Below are 16406 nucleotides of genomic sequence, written 5' to 3' on the forward strand. Positions count from 1 at the left end.
GGAGCTAATAATGTCGACCGAACACACTGAAACAGAATCCCCCCAGCAGCCTAACATGGAACAGCCTGCCATGGGACCGGACATGGGCCAACCACATTTTTCATACACGACACCCGGTGATCCATATCAGGGCGCACCTGTTTCAGGATATGTGCAGACGGACATATACGGGCAGCCCATGCAGCAACCTGTTCAGCCTGCACCTCAGATGATGCAGCAGCCCATATATGGTCAACCCATTTATGGACAACCTGTTTATGGGCAACCTGTTTATGGGCAACCTGTTTATGGGCAGCCGGTGTACGGACAAATTTATCAGCAGCCAATGCAACAACCAGTTCAGCAACCTCCTCTTACAGCTCCAAATGCTGCACCTACTATAGCAGAAAATCAGGTTAAACAATTTGTTGATCTAGTAAAAGACACTGCCGACGGCAATGCAGATCCATCAAGCTTCTTAAATTTTTTCAACGGGATTGATGACAGTTTCTGGAAAGGATTACTTGTCGGAGCAGGCATAACTTTCGCCTGCACCAGCAAAACAGTCCGGTCTATATTCACCTCTGGAAAATCCGATGAATTTTCAGCTGAAGAGGCTGAAAGACTTGAAGATCTAAAAGCAGAACAGGAATACAAAGCCGCTCAGGCAGCGAAAGAAGAAAAATAAGGAGTAATTACCATGTCAGATTACAATAATGACTACACATATTATTATCAGGACCCCAGACTTATTGCAGCCCAGCAACAGGTGGATGCGTCAACACAGGTACAACCTGCTGCGCAGCCATCCCCTGTTAAAAGCTGGGTAAATGTTACTGATTCACGTTATCTGAAAGGTTTTGCGGTCGGGGCTGCTGTTGCCTTTGCTGCTTCAAATCCAACAGTTCAAAAAGCAGTTGTATCCGGTTCTGTAAAACTCTGGACTGCACTTCAAGGCGGTATAGAAGAAGCTAAAGAAAAACTTCAGGACATCAAGGCCGAAGTTAATCATTCTGAATAATCACAATTATTACTGCAATCCGGTTCAGATCTATGCTGAACCGGATTGATATAAAAAATGAACACTTTTCCACAAGACTCTACAAGTGCGTACAAAAAAGAAAAAAAAACATTCCGCCAATGCAAGGACTGCCCTTTAGTTCCCAGCACAACTAAAACCGTTGCAAAAATAGGAATGGTTGCCACTCTGGGGGCATCAGCAGCCTCTGGAATATTGAAATTCAAAGGGGCAAGACCCTTGCATATATGGGCTTCTTTTGCCTTTATTGGATTTACAGCGTTGCACTATGCGGTATCCCAGAAACCCAAAAGGACAGCTAAATGACCGGAATTCCCCATAGAAAAAAACCTTTCGAAATTGTTCATGAACTGCCCCGCAGAATAAGGCTTAAATCCTTGATCATGCTGGCTCCAGCATTGGACCTAAACTATCTGCAGGCAAAAATTGAATCCCTTAATGGTGTTCGTTCTGTGAGAATCAACGGTCCTGCTTTTTCAATTACCGTAGAATACGATGGGACCCCTCCTGTACGTTCGACAATACTTCAAGAACTAAATTTCATTCCTGATGAAGCTTTTTTAAAGGAAAACACAAAAGAACATGGTGTTGATCTGATTGAGGTTGGTGCCAAAACCGCTGTAGCTGCTTTTACTCCCTTTCTTCCACTGCCTGTACAGGCGGCTACAAGCTGGATGCTGGCCATTCCAGGCATTACGAAAGGACTTGAAACTCTATTTGATCGAGGCGTGAAGATAGAAGTTCTGGACGGAACTGTTAAAGCTCTTTCACTGCTCCGCGGTGACTATTTCACTTCCAACTCTGTAGGTGCTTTGCTCAGTCTGGGAGAATACCTAGAAGATGAATCTGAACAAAAATCTACTGATTTACTGAAAACTCTTTTGAAGCCGCAGATTGAAAAAATCTGGATTGAGCAGGACGGTAGAGAAGTCGAAATTGATTTCAAAGAATTAAAGGCCGGTGACATTGTGGTTTGCGGAGTAGGAGAACTTATTCCAGTTGAAGGAACGGTCATTAAAGGTGATGGCTTAGTCAATCAAAGTTCTATAACGGGGGAATCATTCCCTGTACATCTACAATCAGGAGACCTGACCCTTTCAGGAGCAGTTGTGGAGGAAGGAACTCTTAAAATCAGGGCAGATAAAGTAGGTGCAGAAACAGGAATGGCACGCATCAACCGTTTCCTTGAAACCTCACTGCGATCACAATCAAAAAGCCAGATTGAGTCTGCTGAACTTGCTGACAAATTAGTACCACTGACCTTTGGTGCCGGGCTTGGTGTATACGCACTAACCAAAGATGCAGCACGCGCAGCATCTGTTTTAACAGTCGATTATTCATGTGCGATCAAACTTTCCACCCCGGTTGCCACCAGAACATCTATGTTTACCGCAAGTCAGGCTGGAGTACTGTTGAAAGGAGGTCAGGCTCTCGACAATCTTGCTTCCATTGACACTCTTATCTTCGATAAAACGGGAACTCTCACTAAAGGAGAACTGATAGTTACAGAAATAGTTCCCATGCCCCTTTACTCAGAGGAAGAACTCCTTTCTACCGCAGCCGGAGCAGAGGAACATTATGCTCACCCCGTTGCTAAGGCAGTTGTAAATAAAGCTAAAAAACAAGGAATACCCTTACCTGAAGTCAGCGGTGTAGACTTTGTTGTCGCCCACGGAGTTTCAGCCTTTGTCGATGGCAAACGAGTCCTGGTAGGAAGCCAGCACTTTATTGAAGAAGATGAAAAAATAGATTGTTCATTTATGGAAAAGAAAGCCCGACAGCTGCGTAATGCTGGAGATAATATTGTCTTTGTTGCCATGGATGGCAAACTTTTAGGCCTGATTGCTTTGCGGGATGAACTTCGCCCGGAAGCTCTTGAAACTCTTGAAGCACTGAAAAAGGCCGGAATAAAACGAATCGAAATACTTACTGGGGATCATCGCGAAGCAGCATTATCACTTGTGAGCCAACTTCCACCTGTAGATGCTGTTCACTGGGAGCTAAAACCGGAAGATAAAGCATCGATTGTTAAAAATCTTAAAAAAAATGGTGCAAAAGTAGGATTCACTGGAGACGGAGTCAATGACACCCCGGCGCTTGTTTGTGCAGATGTAGGTATTTGCATGCCTTCAGGAGCAGATCTGGCCAAAGAATCAGCGCAGGTTGTAATGCTCAATGAAGATCTGCGAACCCTTGTAGAAGCTCATAGCATTGCCTGTAACAATAGAGAGACATTAAGTTCATGCCTGTGGTCTGCTGTGGTTATCAATACCTCAACACTAATACTTGCGGGTATGGGGAAACTATCGACTTTTACAGCCGCCATGACCCATAACCTAAGTACAGTCGGCATTCTTAGTTACGCTGCATTTAAAACCTCATCAACATCGTATAAAAAAGCTCTCTCGACAAGGCTAAAGGAGCTCGCCTAATGATTACTGAACTGAATAATGCCCCTATTGAGACGCCGCTGATACTAAGAAGAATAACCAGTGATAATCTTAAAAATAATTTTGAGCGCATGGGCTTGCATGAAGGCAGTGAACTGGAAGTAATGTCTGAAGATTCTGCCCTGCATCCAGTAAGAATACGTGGTCCTAAGGGAGAAGCTCTTCTCGCGGCAGGTATGGCATCAAAGGTGATCATCCATCATGACGACGGACATATCACTCCTGTATTTGAAATGAGCCCCGGTGAAAAAGGTCATATTGAAGGGCTTACTGCCGGTTCACATCTTATGGAAAGCTTAAAAATACTTGGGATCAGCGAAGGAGATAATATTGAACTCATACGCTGTCTGCCTCCTATGGAATATAAAGCCAATGTGGACGGCACTCAGTATAGACTGACTGAAGGTATGGCTGCCAAAATATGGGGTGACTGCGGTAAAGAAGAATGTCAACTTGCCACCTGCGGTAAAGGGCGACCCTTTACTGTTAAACATATTTTAGGTGGTCCAAGAGCTGTTCAAAACATAGGAGGAACAGGTATTAATCCAGGTTCAATAATCATCTTAGAGTCTGTCCAACCTGCGAAGGAACTATGTATGGATAACGGACAACGTCTTATTATCCATAGCAAAGAAGGACTGCGCCTGCATTTACGCCGTGATCAAGCTGAGAAATTATTTGTTGAAATCAAATAGTCAGTGTAGACACCTTTTATTAAAATATTTTAACCAGATAAGTAGATTACTTCATAGCACAATAAACCAGCTATTTGTTTATATTAACTTAATTCATTGCATATAAGATTCTTTATCAAAAAAACTCCAATACCACAGTATGTTAACATACTGTGGTATTTTTTTATCTGTAGCCAATGGTAAGGATTTGACTACGCCATGAATATTTCTTTTTAAGTTAAAAATCACATTCCTTAAATACAGCACGAAAACAAGCCGTCATCCTTAACCTCATGCACTCTCCGAGATAGCTTTTATCTATACTATAGATAGACTGTTCTTATCGATTAAATCCTTAAATCTGCTGTGGTTGGGGCTCTAAAAATTTTCTTAGAGCGTAGCATCTTCCATTTTTTCTTATACGTGTTTTTTTTAACATATTGTAATAACATGTTTTTTTGTTAAAGTGATCCCCACTAGTCAATATCCATTTCTCAATTCTGCAGTGGCAATACCGCTTCTGCTCAACCAAGGAGGCCATCCCATGAAATGTGACCGCCGAAGATTTTTGAAGCTCACAGCCTCGTCAGCAGCGTGCCTTTCCCTGGCCCAACTCGGAGTCAGCCTGACTCCGATCAAAAGCTATGCTGCCGGCCTGAAAATTGACGGAGCGAAAGAAATATTAACCGTCTGTCCGTTCTGCTCAGTGAGCTGTTTTGCCATCGGGTATGTAAAAAACGGGAAGCTGATAAACGTTGAAGGTGACCCGGATTACCCCATCAACGAAGGTTCTCTATGCGCCAAAGGCGCAGCCATGTTCACCATGACCACTTCGCACCACAGGGTGCAAAAACCCATGTACCGCGCTCCTTACAGCGACAAGTGGGAAGAAAAAAGCTGGGATTGGATGATCGACCGCATCGCCCGCCGTGTTAAGGATACCCGAGACAAGGAATTTATCCCCAAAAACAAGGCAGGACAAAACGTCAACCGTCTGGAATCAATGTTCTTGATGGGAACATCCCATGCCAGCAACGAGGAATGTGCGCTGACTCACCAGTTTGCCCGTGGTCTTGGAGTGGTGCACATGGACCATCAGGCTCGAGTTTGTCACAGTTCCACTGTAGCGGCACTCGGCGAAAGCTTTGGTCGTGGTGCCATGACCAATCACTGGATCGACATCAAGAATGCCGACTCCATTTTGATTATGGGCAGTAATGCCGCGGAACACCATCCTATATCTTTCAAATGGGTACTGCGAGCCAAAGATAAGGGTGCCACCGTTATGCACGTTGACCCCAAATTCTCTAGGACCTCGGCACGCTCAGACTTCCATGTTCCTTTGCGGTCAGGAACTGACATCGCCTTTCTAGGCGGCATGATCAAGTACATCATCGAAAACAAAAAATACTTCAATGATTACGTGGTTGAGTACACCAATGCTTCACTTATCGTAGGCAAGGACTTCGACTTCAAGGATGGCCTCTTCTCTGGATACGATCCTAAAAAGCGCTCCTACGACAAAGACAAATGGGCTTTAGAACTTGATTCCAAAGGTATTCCCAAACGCGACAAGTCCCTCAAACATCCCCGCTGTGTATTCCAGTTATTGAAAAAGCACTACTCCCGCTATTCTCTGGATAAAGTCTCAGCCACCACAGGTGTTCCCGAGGAAACTCTGCTGCGCGTGTTCAAAGCCTATACCGCCACAGGCACTGGCAAAAAAGCAGGTACTATCCTCTATGCACTGGGTTGGACTCAGCATACTGTCGGTGTGCAAAACATCCGTACCTCCGGCATCATCCAGCTACTTCTTGGGAATATCGGTATAGCTGGCGGCGGCATCAACGCCCTGCGTGGCGAACCTAATGTCCAAGGATCTACAGACCACGCTCTGCTCTACCACATACTGCCCGGCTACATGGCCATGCCTAATGCAGACTGGTCCTCCTATGAAAAATACAACAAGGCCAACACCCCGGTCAGCAACGATCCGCAATCTGCCAACTGGTGGCAGCACAAACCCGAATACTTCGCCTCGCTGCTCAAAAGCTGGTTCGGAGAAAACGCTACTAAAGACAACGGTTTCTGCTATGAACTCTTGCCTAAAGTGGAGAAAGGAGAGGACTACTCATACCTCTTCATGTTCGACCGTATGTTCCGGGGAGAGATCACGGGTGGTTTTTTCATGGGCCTGAACCCCATGAACAGTGTTCCTAACACTAACAAAATCCGTAGAGCCATGGACAATCTGGACTGGGTTGTCTGTGCCGAGTTGCACAATTCAGAAACAACTGACAACTGGCATCGTCCAGGAAGTGATCCGAAAAAGATCAAGACCGAGTTCTTCCTGCTGCCATCTGCCCATCGCCTGGAAAAATCCGGCTCTGTAACAAACTCAGGCCGCTGGTTGCTTTGGCACGGGCAGGCCGTCCCACCTCAATTTGAAGCGCGTCCCTTCGCCGAGATGTACATTCCGATTATGAATAAGCTCCGGGAACTCTATGCCAAAGAAAGCGGAACCTTCCCAGATCCGATTCTCAAACTAGATTGGCCTGAAAAATACGATCCAGAAGATTTATGCCAGCGCATTAACGGACGTTTCACTCGCGACGTAGTGATTAAAGGCAAAAAGTATTTGAAAGGACAGCAGGTACCGAGCTTCGTAAGTCTTTCAGATGACGGGTCCACCTCAAGCCTGAACTGGCTATATTGTGGCAGCTGGACTGAAGAGGAAGGTAACAAGTGTCTACGCCGAGATCCAAAACAAACACCTATGCAGGAAAAAATCGGCCTGTATCCTAACTGGTCCTGGTGCTGGCCGGTCAACCGTCGCATTCTCTATAACCGTGCCTCCGTCGATCTTAACGGAAAGCCGTTCAATCCAGCCAAGGCCGTCATCGAATGGAAGGACGGAAAGTGGATAGGAGATGTTCCCGATGGAGGATGGCCACCAATGTCTACAGGCAAGGGCAGATACCCATTCATCATGCAGCAGCATGGTCTTGGTCACATCTTCGGCCCGGGCAGACAGGACGGTCCATTCCCAGAACACTATGAGCCGGTTGAAACACCAGTGAAGAGCAATATGTTCTCCAAACAGCTCAACAGCCCGGTCTACAAGTTTACCAAAAGTGCTCCGGACCTGCTTGCTAAAGCCGCAGATCCGAAGTTTCCTATCGTATTAACGACATACAGCCTCACCGAACACTGGTGCGGAGGTGGAGAAACCCGCAACGTACCGAACCTTCTTGAAGCCGAGCCACAGCTCTATGTAGAGATGAGCCCGGAACTGGCAAAGGAAAAAGGAATCAAGAACGGTGAAGTAATCATTGTTGAGAGCATAAGAGGCAAAGTCGAGGCTGTCGCCATGGTCACCGTACGCATGCGTCCTCTCAAAGTTCATGGCCGCATCATTCACGAAATCGGTATGCCTTACTGTTTTGGGTGGACTACTCCAGGAAGCGGCGACTCCACTAACAGGCTCACACCTTCAGTAGGTGATCCCAATACGACTATTCCGGAATACAAGGCGTGCTGCGTGAATATCCGTAAGGCAAAGAAAGTCACTGAGCTGGCCACACCATAAGACAAGGAGACTGTCATGTCCAAAACAATACTGATAGACACCTCCCGCTGCACGGCGTGCCGCGGGTGTCAGATCGCCTGTAAGGAGTGGCATGAGCTGCCCGCAAACAAGACCTATCAGGTCGGCTGGGGCAGCCACCAGAATCCGCAGGATTTGAACCCCAATAACTACAAACTGGTTCGCTTCAGCGAACACCTCGATGATGGTGTTGTCCGTTGGAACTTCTTCCCGGATCAGTGCCGTCACTGTGAAATAGCTCCCTGTAAGGAAACTGGCGATATGTACCTTGAGGAAGCCATTGTACAGGACGATAAAACAGGTGCAATTGTCTTCACCGCCAAAACCAAAGGCTTCGACAAGAGCCAGTTTGAAGAAATCAAGGAAGCCTGTCCCTACAATATTCCAAGACGCGATGAGAAAACCGGTGTGCTGGCCAAATGTACCATGTGTAATGACAGAATCCACAACGGTATGCCTCCGGCATGCGTAAAGGTCTGCCCGACCGGCGCGATGCAATTCGGCGAACGAGATGATATGCTCAAACTCGCAGACAAGCGTCTGGCAGAATTAAAGAAAGATTGGCCCCAAGCCCGTTTGGCCGATCCTAATTCAGTCAATGTAATCTATCTGCTAATCGACAAACCGGAGAACTATCATGAGTTTGCCGTCAGCGAGGCCAACCTCGGACCTATGTCGAAGAAACAGTTCCTAGCTACACTGATAAAGCCTTTCAAGGCTATGAAAGGATAACACCTTAAACCTTCGATAGCCGGCGTGGCGTCATCTCATGACGTCACGCCCCAACGGAGTCACGGAGCACCATATGGAAATGATATACGACCTAAGACAAATTGAATCTACGCTTGAAAGCATCAAAAAACGCGATGCTTCATACGGTGATCTCGTTGGCAGGTTCGGCCCACTCTTCGAGAAAAAAGATCAGGTACGTATTCACCTGACCACCACGCCCCTGCACTCTCCAGTCATCGACGCCACCCGCATGGCCGCAGGTGTTCCCATCTTTGCCGAAGCAGATCTCATCTATTGGGCCGATGCTTTCAAACAGTCCTATGAAAGCCTCCTACCCGTCCTCGCCGAAGTACTGCAGCTGGAACCTGATACACAACGAAACCTGCTGGCCTTTCTGGATATTACTGAGAATCTTCTGGAGTTTGCCCAAGCCCGGATTCTTGGCAACCTGAGTCACTTTGAAAGGATATCGGAGCAGCTTGGTCTCGCCCCTTCGACAGTGTTGCATTACATCGCTGAAGCCATTTCCGCTCCTGTCCTGAATGCTATTGTGTGCAGTATGAATGAAGCTCTTTCCTCTCTTTCATGGGAACATGGATACTGTCCTGTCTGCGGTTCATCCCCATCCATATCACAACTCACGCCCAAAAATATGGCGGATTCGGAATACCTTGTTGGAGGAGGAGGCAAAAAATATCTGCACTGTTCCCTTTGCGGCCACGACTGGCACTATAAAAGAAGCGCCTGCGCGGCTTGCGGCAATGATGACAGCGAAACACGTGAATTTCTCTTTCTGGAAAATATGAAGCACGAACGGATCGAAGTATGCCACAAATGCGGTAAATACATGCTCAATGTTGACATGCGCGAGTATGCGTCGTTACCACATTTAGACATAGTTCAGATGGGACTCATTCACCTCGATGTTCTCGCGCACGAACGTAATTTGTCCCCTGTTTCACCAACCCTCTGGAACACCATAAAGTAGGCGGTGCCATGCCAACTTCTATCCTCAGCGCGCTGAACCAGACTGCCCCCACAATGGAATCTTACGCGGAGCAGCGCGAATGCATAAGGCCTCTCCAACGTTACAATGGAGGAATGCTGGTTCCACATAAAGACACTATTGCAATAGAAGAGGACCTTATTGTCAAGATTCAGGACCGCCCGGACATGGTCCTCTCCAGAACTCCAGGTGACGACCTGAGCTTGATAATGGGCCACCTGTTTTGCAATTCCCTGCTCAACTCTCCAGACGAGGTGACCAACATCAGCACCAGCTATCAGGACCCCAACCGTGTGGACGTTTCACTTGACGGAGCCAAACATCTCCGCCGAGTCTTTCCTTCATCTTCGGACATCCGCATCGCCCCCGAACGGTTGTTTGAGTTGAAGAAAACCTTCGAACGCCGCCAAAAACTATTCAAAAAAACAGGTTCATCCCATGCAGCGGCACTCTTTTCCATAGATGGTGTTCTCCTTGCCTTTGGCGAAGACGTAGGCAGACATAACGCCTTCGACAAAGCCATAGGCAGGGCTTTGTCGGAAGGAACACTGAAAAAATCTGCTATAGCCATGATCTCTTCTCGTATCGCAGTGGAGCTGGCCGCAAAAGCCACAACTGCAAACATTCCTATACTGTGTGGTTTTTCAGCGGCAACCAGCTCTGGGGTCAGCTACGCAATAAACCACAATATGACTCTCATTGGACGACTGAAAGATTCTTCCTTTGATGTATATGCCAATGCTTGGCGTATTCAGGATAAATGTATCATTGAACCGCTTATCAGCAAAGCTGTAGGTTACGCTCCCACCATTTTCTCAGGAAGCGGCACAGCTCCATGATCTGATCTACAGTTTTTTACCAGTGATCCTGCTATAATATTGTGGACACCCGGTTAAGCCGCTATCCTGACTTTCACAAGAGAAGCAAATGACCAACCCTAAACGCCGGACTTATGATCCAGAATTCAAATGTAATGCAATTCTTTTAAGTGAAGATCCGTCTCGCACCCATTCCGAAGTAGCAGATAGCCTCGGTATTTCTTGTGAGACTCTTTATCGATGGTGTCGCGAATTATTACGAGATGGTGGAGCAGCCTTTTTCGGTCAAGGGAATTAAGTTTTGACCGATGAAAAACGCAGGATTAAAGAACTCGAAAAGAAGCTGCGCGATGCAGAAAACGAAAGGGACACCTTAAAAACGCAAATGGTCTATCACAGAAGATTCTCAGATAGACATGAAACAAAAATAGCTTTGTTCCAATATATTGAGGCTTACTACAAACGCAGAAGACGCCACTCCAGCAATAGTTGGAAGTCACATGCTGAATTTGAGCTTAATTGTCAGGATAATATGTTTGTGGCTTAACTGACTATCCAGAAAAGTGTGGCAGGATCAGCTAGTATTAGAGGTTCTTTAACTCATGGGAGCCAAAATTAAATTATAATTCTAGACAATTACCGTCTTTGTAAAAAATTGATGTACAACTACCCACGTTCAATACCATGGAAGCAAGCCCAGTAAGACGCAATTCTTTAAACCCAGACTCAATAAGAAACTCTCGGCCTGACACATATTCCAAACGATCAGTGTTATCAAAGACGACAACTCCAGAAGGAGACAGTGATGCCAAACAATTATAGGCGCAATTCACTCTGTCCCTACCGTCGATCACGATAATGTCGAACTTAATATTTTTAATCATCGCTACGGTTTTACAGTAGTCGCCACCAGTCTCAAGCTCTCGTAGTACAGGTCGGACGTTGTCAGGAAACTGATCTTTCATAGTCTTAAACCATTGTTCATTGTGCTCTACCACGACTACGCGCCGAGCGCGTTTAGCCCACCAGAGAGTACTGCTGCCGCAACCGTATTCAAAAACGCTAATTCCGTAAGGCGCACGTTCTTCCAGCAAGTTTACCGCGGGGTATGACAACCATGGCAATGGAGCTCCGCTATCGTCTACAATCGCCTGACGATGATAGCTGGAAAACCACCCCATCTTCTTGAGATAACTATTGGATAAAATCTCATTAAACATAGAGTTTGGGGTGTATGATTTTGGTTCATTGGGCGCGACTACTTCAAAAGGTTTGGGTGGAACCGAAGGCTTACTTAATTTTTTTTCAACAATGTTCATAAACCGTTCGGCATTGCGCTTCATGTTGTACTCAGTGAGGCAACGATTCTGACCTGCGGACGCAATACTCTCCCGCTCTTCAGGATTGGCGATAAAATGCTGGATTTTACCCACCAAATCCTGTGGATTTTTATAGGATACTATTTCCTTTCCCCAATCAAACCAGCGCGATACTCCTTCTAGGGCCAATACAAGCGCCCCACAGCCAGTGGCTTCAAATAAACGCATACTGCAATTATCATTTTCGCTTATGTCCCTGATGGGGTAACCATGCCGATCAGACAGGTAAACTGGAGTCCTAGAGTCGAGAACCATACGCCCGCGGCGTAGACAACGCATAGCATCCAGGCCAAAAACAGGTTGTTTGAGGTAAGGCACCATAGATGGAGTCAAATGGCTGAAATCTCCCGAGAGGTGTAGTGCTAGGGAAAAACCATATTTCTTAGCCGCTTTGGCGACAGAGTCCAGCATTGCTATACGGCGTGTTCCTGTAAGGGAGCCTACGAAAACCACATCAGTATCTTGGGGAATGGAAATAAGCTCCTTGACAAGGTGTAAAGGAAACCCAGGAGAAAACATCTCAGCAGACTTAGCACCAAGTTTTGGTGCAAAATCCATTATACTGGGCATACTTGTAAGGATTACGTCAAAAGCGGACCAGTCCCAGTGGTTCTGCAGCGTTGCACACCGCCAGCTGACTACGAGGCTTGGCTGATGAGTCAGCCGGTCACGCAACGCGCTATTAAAAGTGTATGGGCTGAAAACATAAAGCACATCTGGTTTGAATTCGTCAATGCGCATACGAAGGAGGTCCGATTCCCATCCGGGCTTCAGATCTGTGGATAGTCCTTGTTCTTTGAGCCATGCACGTTGCAGAGGTTCTGCATTCGAAAAAGTAAGCTCCTGAACGCACCCCAGTTCTTGTGTATATGGAGCGACGATATGGGGTGCGAAAAAACCATAACGGGCAAAGGCTTCGTTTTGTGTGTGATAGTCCATGGAGGCTATATTAGGGTTCTGCGCATAGAAATGGTTGATGAAGTTGGGGTAAGTTGAAATAACCTGCATTACCCGCAACGGCTTAGAAATTGCTGTGGTCATGGTTGTTGTCCTACATTATTTATTTATAGGTATAAAAACCTATCTCTTCGCGGCAAGCAATTTAACCGCCTGAAAAAACTAGAGCCACAGGCTCTGCACATCTTGAGAGAAAAATACGAACCATTAAGTTCGTTGTTGCTACATTAAAAACATCACGTTTAATGAGAAATCTTACACGGAGCCCATTATGCTCCTGAAAAATATTTTTTCATGCAGGATCATATATTTAACACAGCGAAATGTAAATTCGACATTAGAAACAATAAAAATGTCCCTATCGCAGCAGGAATCGTGCTCTGCGGACTTGCTGATCTGTGACCTAGAATATACAGATGGTTTATTAAAGGACAAAGAGCTATTCATACTGTTAGTATAAGTTAAAAATCAGAGTCGTAGTTTTGCTCGTACCTCTCTTCGAGTACTTGGATCGGAAGAAGCTCAGATAGCAAACAATACTAATGAATTATGATTTTGGCTTGCTTGATATAATTTATCGAATTATTATTAAACTCTAGGTGAACTTTTTTATTTCGCCTGAACTAACAAATAGGCAAGGAGTTTATCGTGCAGAATTTTGCTTTAATGGGATGTGGACGCATTGCGCAACGTTACGCTCAAATCCTCGCAGAAAAACAGGTGCAAGGAGCCAGCATTGTTGCCGTATGTGATATCAAAAAAGAACGCGCCAAAAAACTTGGCGAAAAATATCATTTGCCATGGTATACCGACGCTCATAAAATGATGTCTGAAATGAAAGATCTAGTTAATATCATTGCCATTCTAACAGAAAGTGGGTTGCATGCCAGACACACGACTGAAATGGCTCAATACGGCAAACATATTGTCGTTGAAAAACCAATGGCGCTAAAGCTTGAAGATGCGGACTCCATGATATATATCTGTGACCAAGCTAAAATAAAATTATTTGTTGTAAAACAGAATCGCCTTAACTATCCGGTTATCAAGATGCGCGAAGCTCTTGACGCTGAGCGTTTCGGAAAAATCGTTATGGGAACGGTTAGAGTTCGATGGTGCCGCCCCCAGGCTTACTATGATCAGGATACATGGAGGGGCACTTGGGCCATGGACGGAGGCGTTTTCGCCAATCAGGCAAGCCATCATGTTGACCTGTTAGAATGGATGCTCGGCGACCCTGTTTCGGTTTATGCCAAAAGTCGTACCGCACTTGTAGACATTGAAGTCGAAGACACCGGAGTAGCAATCATTACATTTGCCAGTGGTGCTATTGGAATTGTTGAAGCTACAAACGCGACCCGCCCAAAAGATCTTGAGGGATCAATTTCAATCCTAGGGGAGAAAGGCTCTGTTGAGATAGGCGGGTTCGCAGTTAACGAGATGAAAGTTTGGAATTTTGAAACACCAGTCGCGGGAGATGAAGAAGCCCTTACCCGCTACAAGACAAATCCTCCTGATGTATATGGATTTGGACATCTTTCCTACCTTGAGCACGTTGTAAATTGCATCGAACAGGGGAGTCCCTCTCTTGTAGATGGACTTGAAGGGCGGAAGTCTTTGGAGCTGATTAATGCAATTTACGAATCCATTGAAACGGGGAGAGAAGTCAAGCTCCGTTTTCAACCAAAACACTGCAAACTTGGGGATGTTAATGACGGTTGATAGCGGGTTGAAAAAAGTATTTTTTATGGGCTGTAAACAAGTTGCAACAGAGTGTTTCCAATTACTGCTGAACCTCCATATATCAGGCAAAGTAATTATTGTAGGAGCATTGTCTAGCCCTCATAAACTTGACGGGGCGGATAATGTAACCTCTCTATGTGCTGAATACAAAATACCAATATTATCTTCACTTGAATCTTTTTTGGATTTTAAAGAGGTTGACATTTTAATCTCTGTTCAGTTCGGAGAGATTCTTAAACGAGTGCATCTGGAGAAAGCAAGAGAAATAAACGTCAATTTGCATATGGCTCCATTGCCTGAATATCGAGGATGTAATCAGTTTTCCCATGCTCTACTAGATGGAAAAGATTATTTTGGCACAACGCTGCATGTCATTGATGAACAAATTGATCATGGTGATATTCTTTTTGAAAAACGATTTCCTATACCTGAAGGAGCTTGGGTTGAAGAATTGTATTCATTGACAGTATCGGAGTCTGTCAGTCTCTTCCGCGAATCTATAAAAGATTTAATTGTCGGTAAATATACTAGGACTCCTCAAGCTGAACTGCTTGATAAGCGGGGGACATCTTTGCATCTTCGCCGGGAAATGGAAATGCTTAAACTGATTGACTTAACTAAAGGAACAGAACACATATATTCAATACTGAGAGCTACGAGTATGCCAGGATTTCCCCCTCCCTTCGCTGAATTGAATGGGGAAAAAGTATATTTAGTCGCAGAACGATATGCTCTAAGCCCTCATAGATTGTTATGTTGCCCAGATAATAATTTGAGCTAAACCCCTTTTTGAAGGCGAATAATAATGTCTATACCTTTTGCAGATTTAAAAAAGCAGTATTGCACGTTGCAGCCGGAAATTGATACGGCTATGAAGCAGGTAATAGAGAAAAGTGCTTTTATCAACGGTCCATTTGCAGCTGTATTTGAAGAAGAATTTGCCCGGTTTTGCTCAGCAAAGTTCTGTATAGGGGTGGGCAACGGGACAGATGCTCTCTTCATTGCTTTGAAAGGATTAGGGGTCGGAGCTGGAGATGAAGTCCTTGTCCCGGCAATGACTTTCATCGCCACAGGAGAAGCTGTGACAATGGCTGGAGCAAAACCAATTTTCGTTGATGTTGATCCGGCAACAGGAACTATGAGCGTAGAAGACCTACGTAGAAAGATTAGTCCAACCTCAAAAGCAGTAATCACGGTACATCTTTATGGTCACCCTGCAGATATGAACGCCATTGATCCTATTGCCCGTGAAAAGGGTCTGTATGTAGTCCAGGACGCAGCTCAGGCTCACGGTGCAACGATTGACGGGCGTCCGCTTTCTAAATTTGGGGATTGTGTCTGTTACAGTTTTTATCCCGGGAAAAACCTCGGAGCTTACGGGGATGCCGGGGCAGTTGTAACCGACAATGCAGATTTAGCCGAATACATTCGTAAGTTTGCCAATCATGGACGTAACGATAAATACGATCATCAGTTCGAGGGGGTGAATTCACGTCTAGATGGCTTACAGGCTGCAATTCTTTCTGTTAAACTCAAGTATCTGGACCAATGGACAGCGCAACGTCGTGCCATTGCCGCAATATATAAACGTGAATTGACTGGACTCAAAGGACTTATCCTGCCCAAAAGCCATAGCTGGGCGGGCCACGTATATCATCTGTACGTAGTGCGCTGCGCTAACCGCTATTCTTTACAAGAATTTCTTTCTGACAATAAAATTGCAACAGGAATCCATTACCCCGTGGCTCTCCCGTTTATGGAAGCATACGCTTATTATCGCCATGTACACACTGATTTTCCTGTTGCTTACGCAATGCAGGAGTCTGTCTTCTCTCTGCCTATGTATCCGGAAATGACGGAGGACCAGGTCATGCAAGTTTGCAGGGCCATAAAAACTTTTTGTGATAAATATTAAGATCTAAAAAACAATCGTATACGATAACAGAGAAGTCGATTAAAGCTTAATAACCAATAATCATTATAGACAATTAAAAACTATTCTTGTTTAATAGTTCTTAAATG

The 16406-nt window shown here is 45.4% G+C and carries 13 protein-coding genes and 1 pseudogene; 13 read left to right on the forward strand and 1 reads right to left on the reverse strand.

All coding sequences use genetic code 11. The annotated features are described in order from the left end of the window. The first annotated feature begins 10 nt into the window (after positions 1–10). The 10 genes and pseudogenes from H589_RS0109430 (at position 11) to H589_RS21250 (ending at position 10852) form a co-directional block, all read left to right on the forward strand. Positions 11–667 (forward strand): hypothetical protein, encoded by a 657-nt coding sequence (locus tag H589_RS0109430; RefSeq protein WP_027721788.1) that lies wholly within the window; start codon positions 11–13, stop codon positions 665–667. Positions 668–679: 12 nt separating this feature from the next. Further along, positions 680–1000, forward strand: a complete 321-nt coding sequence (locus H589_RS0109435) for a hypothetical protein (protein ID WP_035075681.1) — start codon at positions 680–682, stop codon at positions 998–1000. Positions 1001–1057: 57 nt separating this feature from the next. Further along, on the forward strand, positions 1058–1324 hold the full coding sequence (locus H589_RS0109440; protein ID WP_027721790.1) for a DUF4405 domain-containing protein: 267 nt from the start codon (positions 1058–1060) through the stop codon (positions 1322–1324). After that, positions 1321–3450 (forward strand): heavy metal translocating P-type ATPase, encoded by a 2130-nt coding sequence (locus H589_RS0109445; protein WP_027721791.1) that lies wholly within the window; start codon positions 1321–1323, stop codon positions 3448–3450. Before H589_RS0109440 ends, H589_RS0109445 begins: the two co-directional genes overlap by 4 nt. Next, entirely contained in the window at positions 3450–4163 is a 714-nt protein-coding gene (locus H589_RS0109450; protein ID WP_027721792.1) for a FeoA domain-containing protein, read from the forward strand. The genes H589_RS0109445 and H589_RS0109450 overlap by 1 nt, the downstream gene beginning before the upstream one ends. A 523-nt stretch (positions 4164–4686) precedes the next feature. Then, a complete protein-coding gene (gene fdnG, locus H589_RS0109455; RefSeq protein WP_027721793.1) occupies positions 4687–7731 on the forward strand; it encodes a formate dehydrogenase-N subunit alpha in 3045 nt (1014 codons plus the stop codon). 15 nt (positions 7732–7746) lie between these two features. Next, a complete protein-coding gene (locus H589_RS0109460; protein ID WP_027721794.1) occupies positions 7747–8481 on the forward strand; it encodes a 4Fe-4S dicluster domain-containing protein in 735 nt (244 codons plus the stop codon). Between the two features lie 73 nt (positions 8482–8554). Then, on the forward strand, positions 8555–9469 hold the full coding sequence (locus tag H589_RS0109465) for a formate dehydrogenase accessory protein FdhE (RefSeq protein WP_027721795.1): 915 nt from the start codon (positions 8555–8557) through the stop codon (positions 9467–9469). 8 nt (positions 9470–9477) lie between these two features. Next, positions 9478–10326 (forward strand): formate dehydrogenase accessory sulfurtransferase FdhD, encoded by an 849-nt coding sequence (locus tag H589_RS19535; RefSeq protein ID WP_051249696.1) that lies wholly within the window; start codon positions 9478–9480, stop codon positions 10324–10326. A gap of 88 nt (positions 10327–10414) precedes the next feature. Further along, positions 10415–10852: pseudogene (locus H589_RS21250) on the forward strand (transposase). Positions 10853–10925: 73 nt separating this feature from the next. Here the strand turns inward: H589_RS21250 and H589_RS20415 are convergent. After that, a complete protein-coding gene (locus H589_RS20415) occupies positions 10926–12725 on the reverse strand; it encodes a glycosyltransferase family protein (protein ID WP_051249699.1) in 1800 nt (599 codons plus the stop codon). Positions 12726–13289: 564 nt separating this feature from the next. Between H589_RS20415 and H589_RS0109495 the strand changes: the two genes are divergently transcribed. Genes H589_RS0109495 through H589_RS0109505 form a run of 3 tightly spaced genes read left to right on the forward strand, consistent with a single transcriptional unit; the run spans position 13290 to position 16299 of the window. Further along, the gene (locus tag H589_RS0109495) at positions 13290–14363 is read left to right on the forward strand and encodes a Gfo/Idh/MocA family protein (RefSeq protein WP_027721796.1); all 1074 of its coding nucleotides are present in this window, start codon (positions 13290–13292) and stop codon (positions 14361–14363) included. Beyond that, positions 14353–15165: a formyltransferase family protein gene (locus H589_RS19550; protein ID WP_051249700.1), complete on the forward strand. Its 813-nt coding sequence runs from the start codon at positions 14353–14355 to the stop codon at positions 15163–15165. The genes H589_RS0109495 and H589_RS19550 overlap by 11 nt, the downstream gene beginning before the upstream one ends. Positions 15166–15189: 24 nt before the next feature. Next, complete coding sequence (locus tag H589_RS0109505) at positions 15190–16299, forward strand: DegT/DnrJ/EryC1/StrS family aminotransferase (RefSeq protein ID WP_027721797.1); 1110 nt, start codon at positions 15190–15192, stop codon at positions 16297–16299. Positions 16300–16406: the final 107 nt, after the last annotated feature.

Origin of the sequence: Maridesulfovibrio zosterae DSM 11974 (assembly GCF_000425265.1) — a bacterium.
GTDB lineage: Bacteria > Desulfobacterota > Desulfovibrionia > Desulfovibrionales > Desulfovibrionaceae > Maridesulfovibrio > Maridesulfovibrio zosterae.

Coding starts and splice junctions, on each gene's coding strand:
- H589_RS0109460 (WP_027721794.1), top strand. CDS start 7,747: ATGTCCAAAACAATACTGATAGACACCTCCCGCTGCACGGCGTGCCGC.
- H589_RS0109445 (WP_027721791.1), top strand. CDS start 1,321: ATGACCGGAATTCCCCATAGAAAAAAACCTTTCGAAATTGTTCATGAA.
- H589_RS0109430 (WP_027721788.1), top strand. CDS start 11: ATGTCGACCGAACACACTGAAACAGAATCCCCCCAGCAGCCTAACATG.
- H589_RS0109450 (WP_027721792.1), top strand. CDS start 3,450: ATGATTACTGAACTGAATAATGCCCCTATTGAGACGCCGCTGATACTA.
- H589_RS0109505 (WP_027721797.1), top strand. CDS start 15,190: ATGTCTATACCTTTTGCAGATTTAAAAAAGCAGTATTGCACGTTGCAG.
- H589_RS0109465 (WP_027721795.1), top strand. CDS start 8,555: ATGGAAATGATATACGACCTAAGACAAATTGAATCTACGCTTGAAAGC.
- H589_RS19535 (WP_051249696.1), top strand. CDS start 9,478: ATGCCAACTTCTATCCTCAGCGCGCTGAACCAGACTGCCCCCACAATG.
- H589_RS20415 (WP_051249699.1), bottom strand. CDS start 12,725: ATGACCACAGCAATTTCTAAGCCGTTGCGGGTAATGCAGGTTATTTCA.
- H589_RS0109440 (WP_027721790.1), top strand. CDS start 1,058: ATGAACACTTTTCCACAAGACTCTACAAGTGCGTACAAAAAAGAAAAA.
- H589_RS19550 (WP_051249700.1), top strand. CDS start 14,353: ATGACGGTTGATAGCGGGTTGAAAAAAGTATTTTTTATGGGCTGTAAA.
- fdnG (WP_027721793.1), top strand. CDS start 4,687: ATGAAATGTGACCGCCGAAGATTTTTGAAGCTCACAGCCTCGTCAGCA.
- H589_RS0109435 (WP_035075681.1), top strand. CDS start 680: ATGTCAGATTACAATAATGACTACACATATTATTATCAGGACCCCAGA.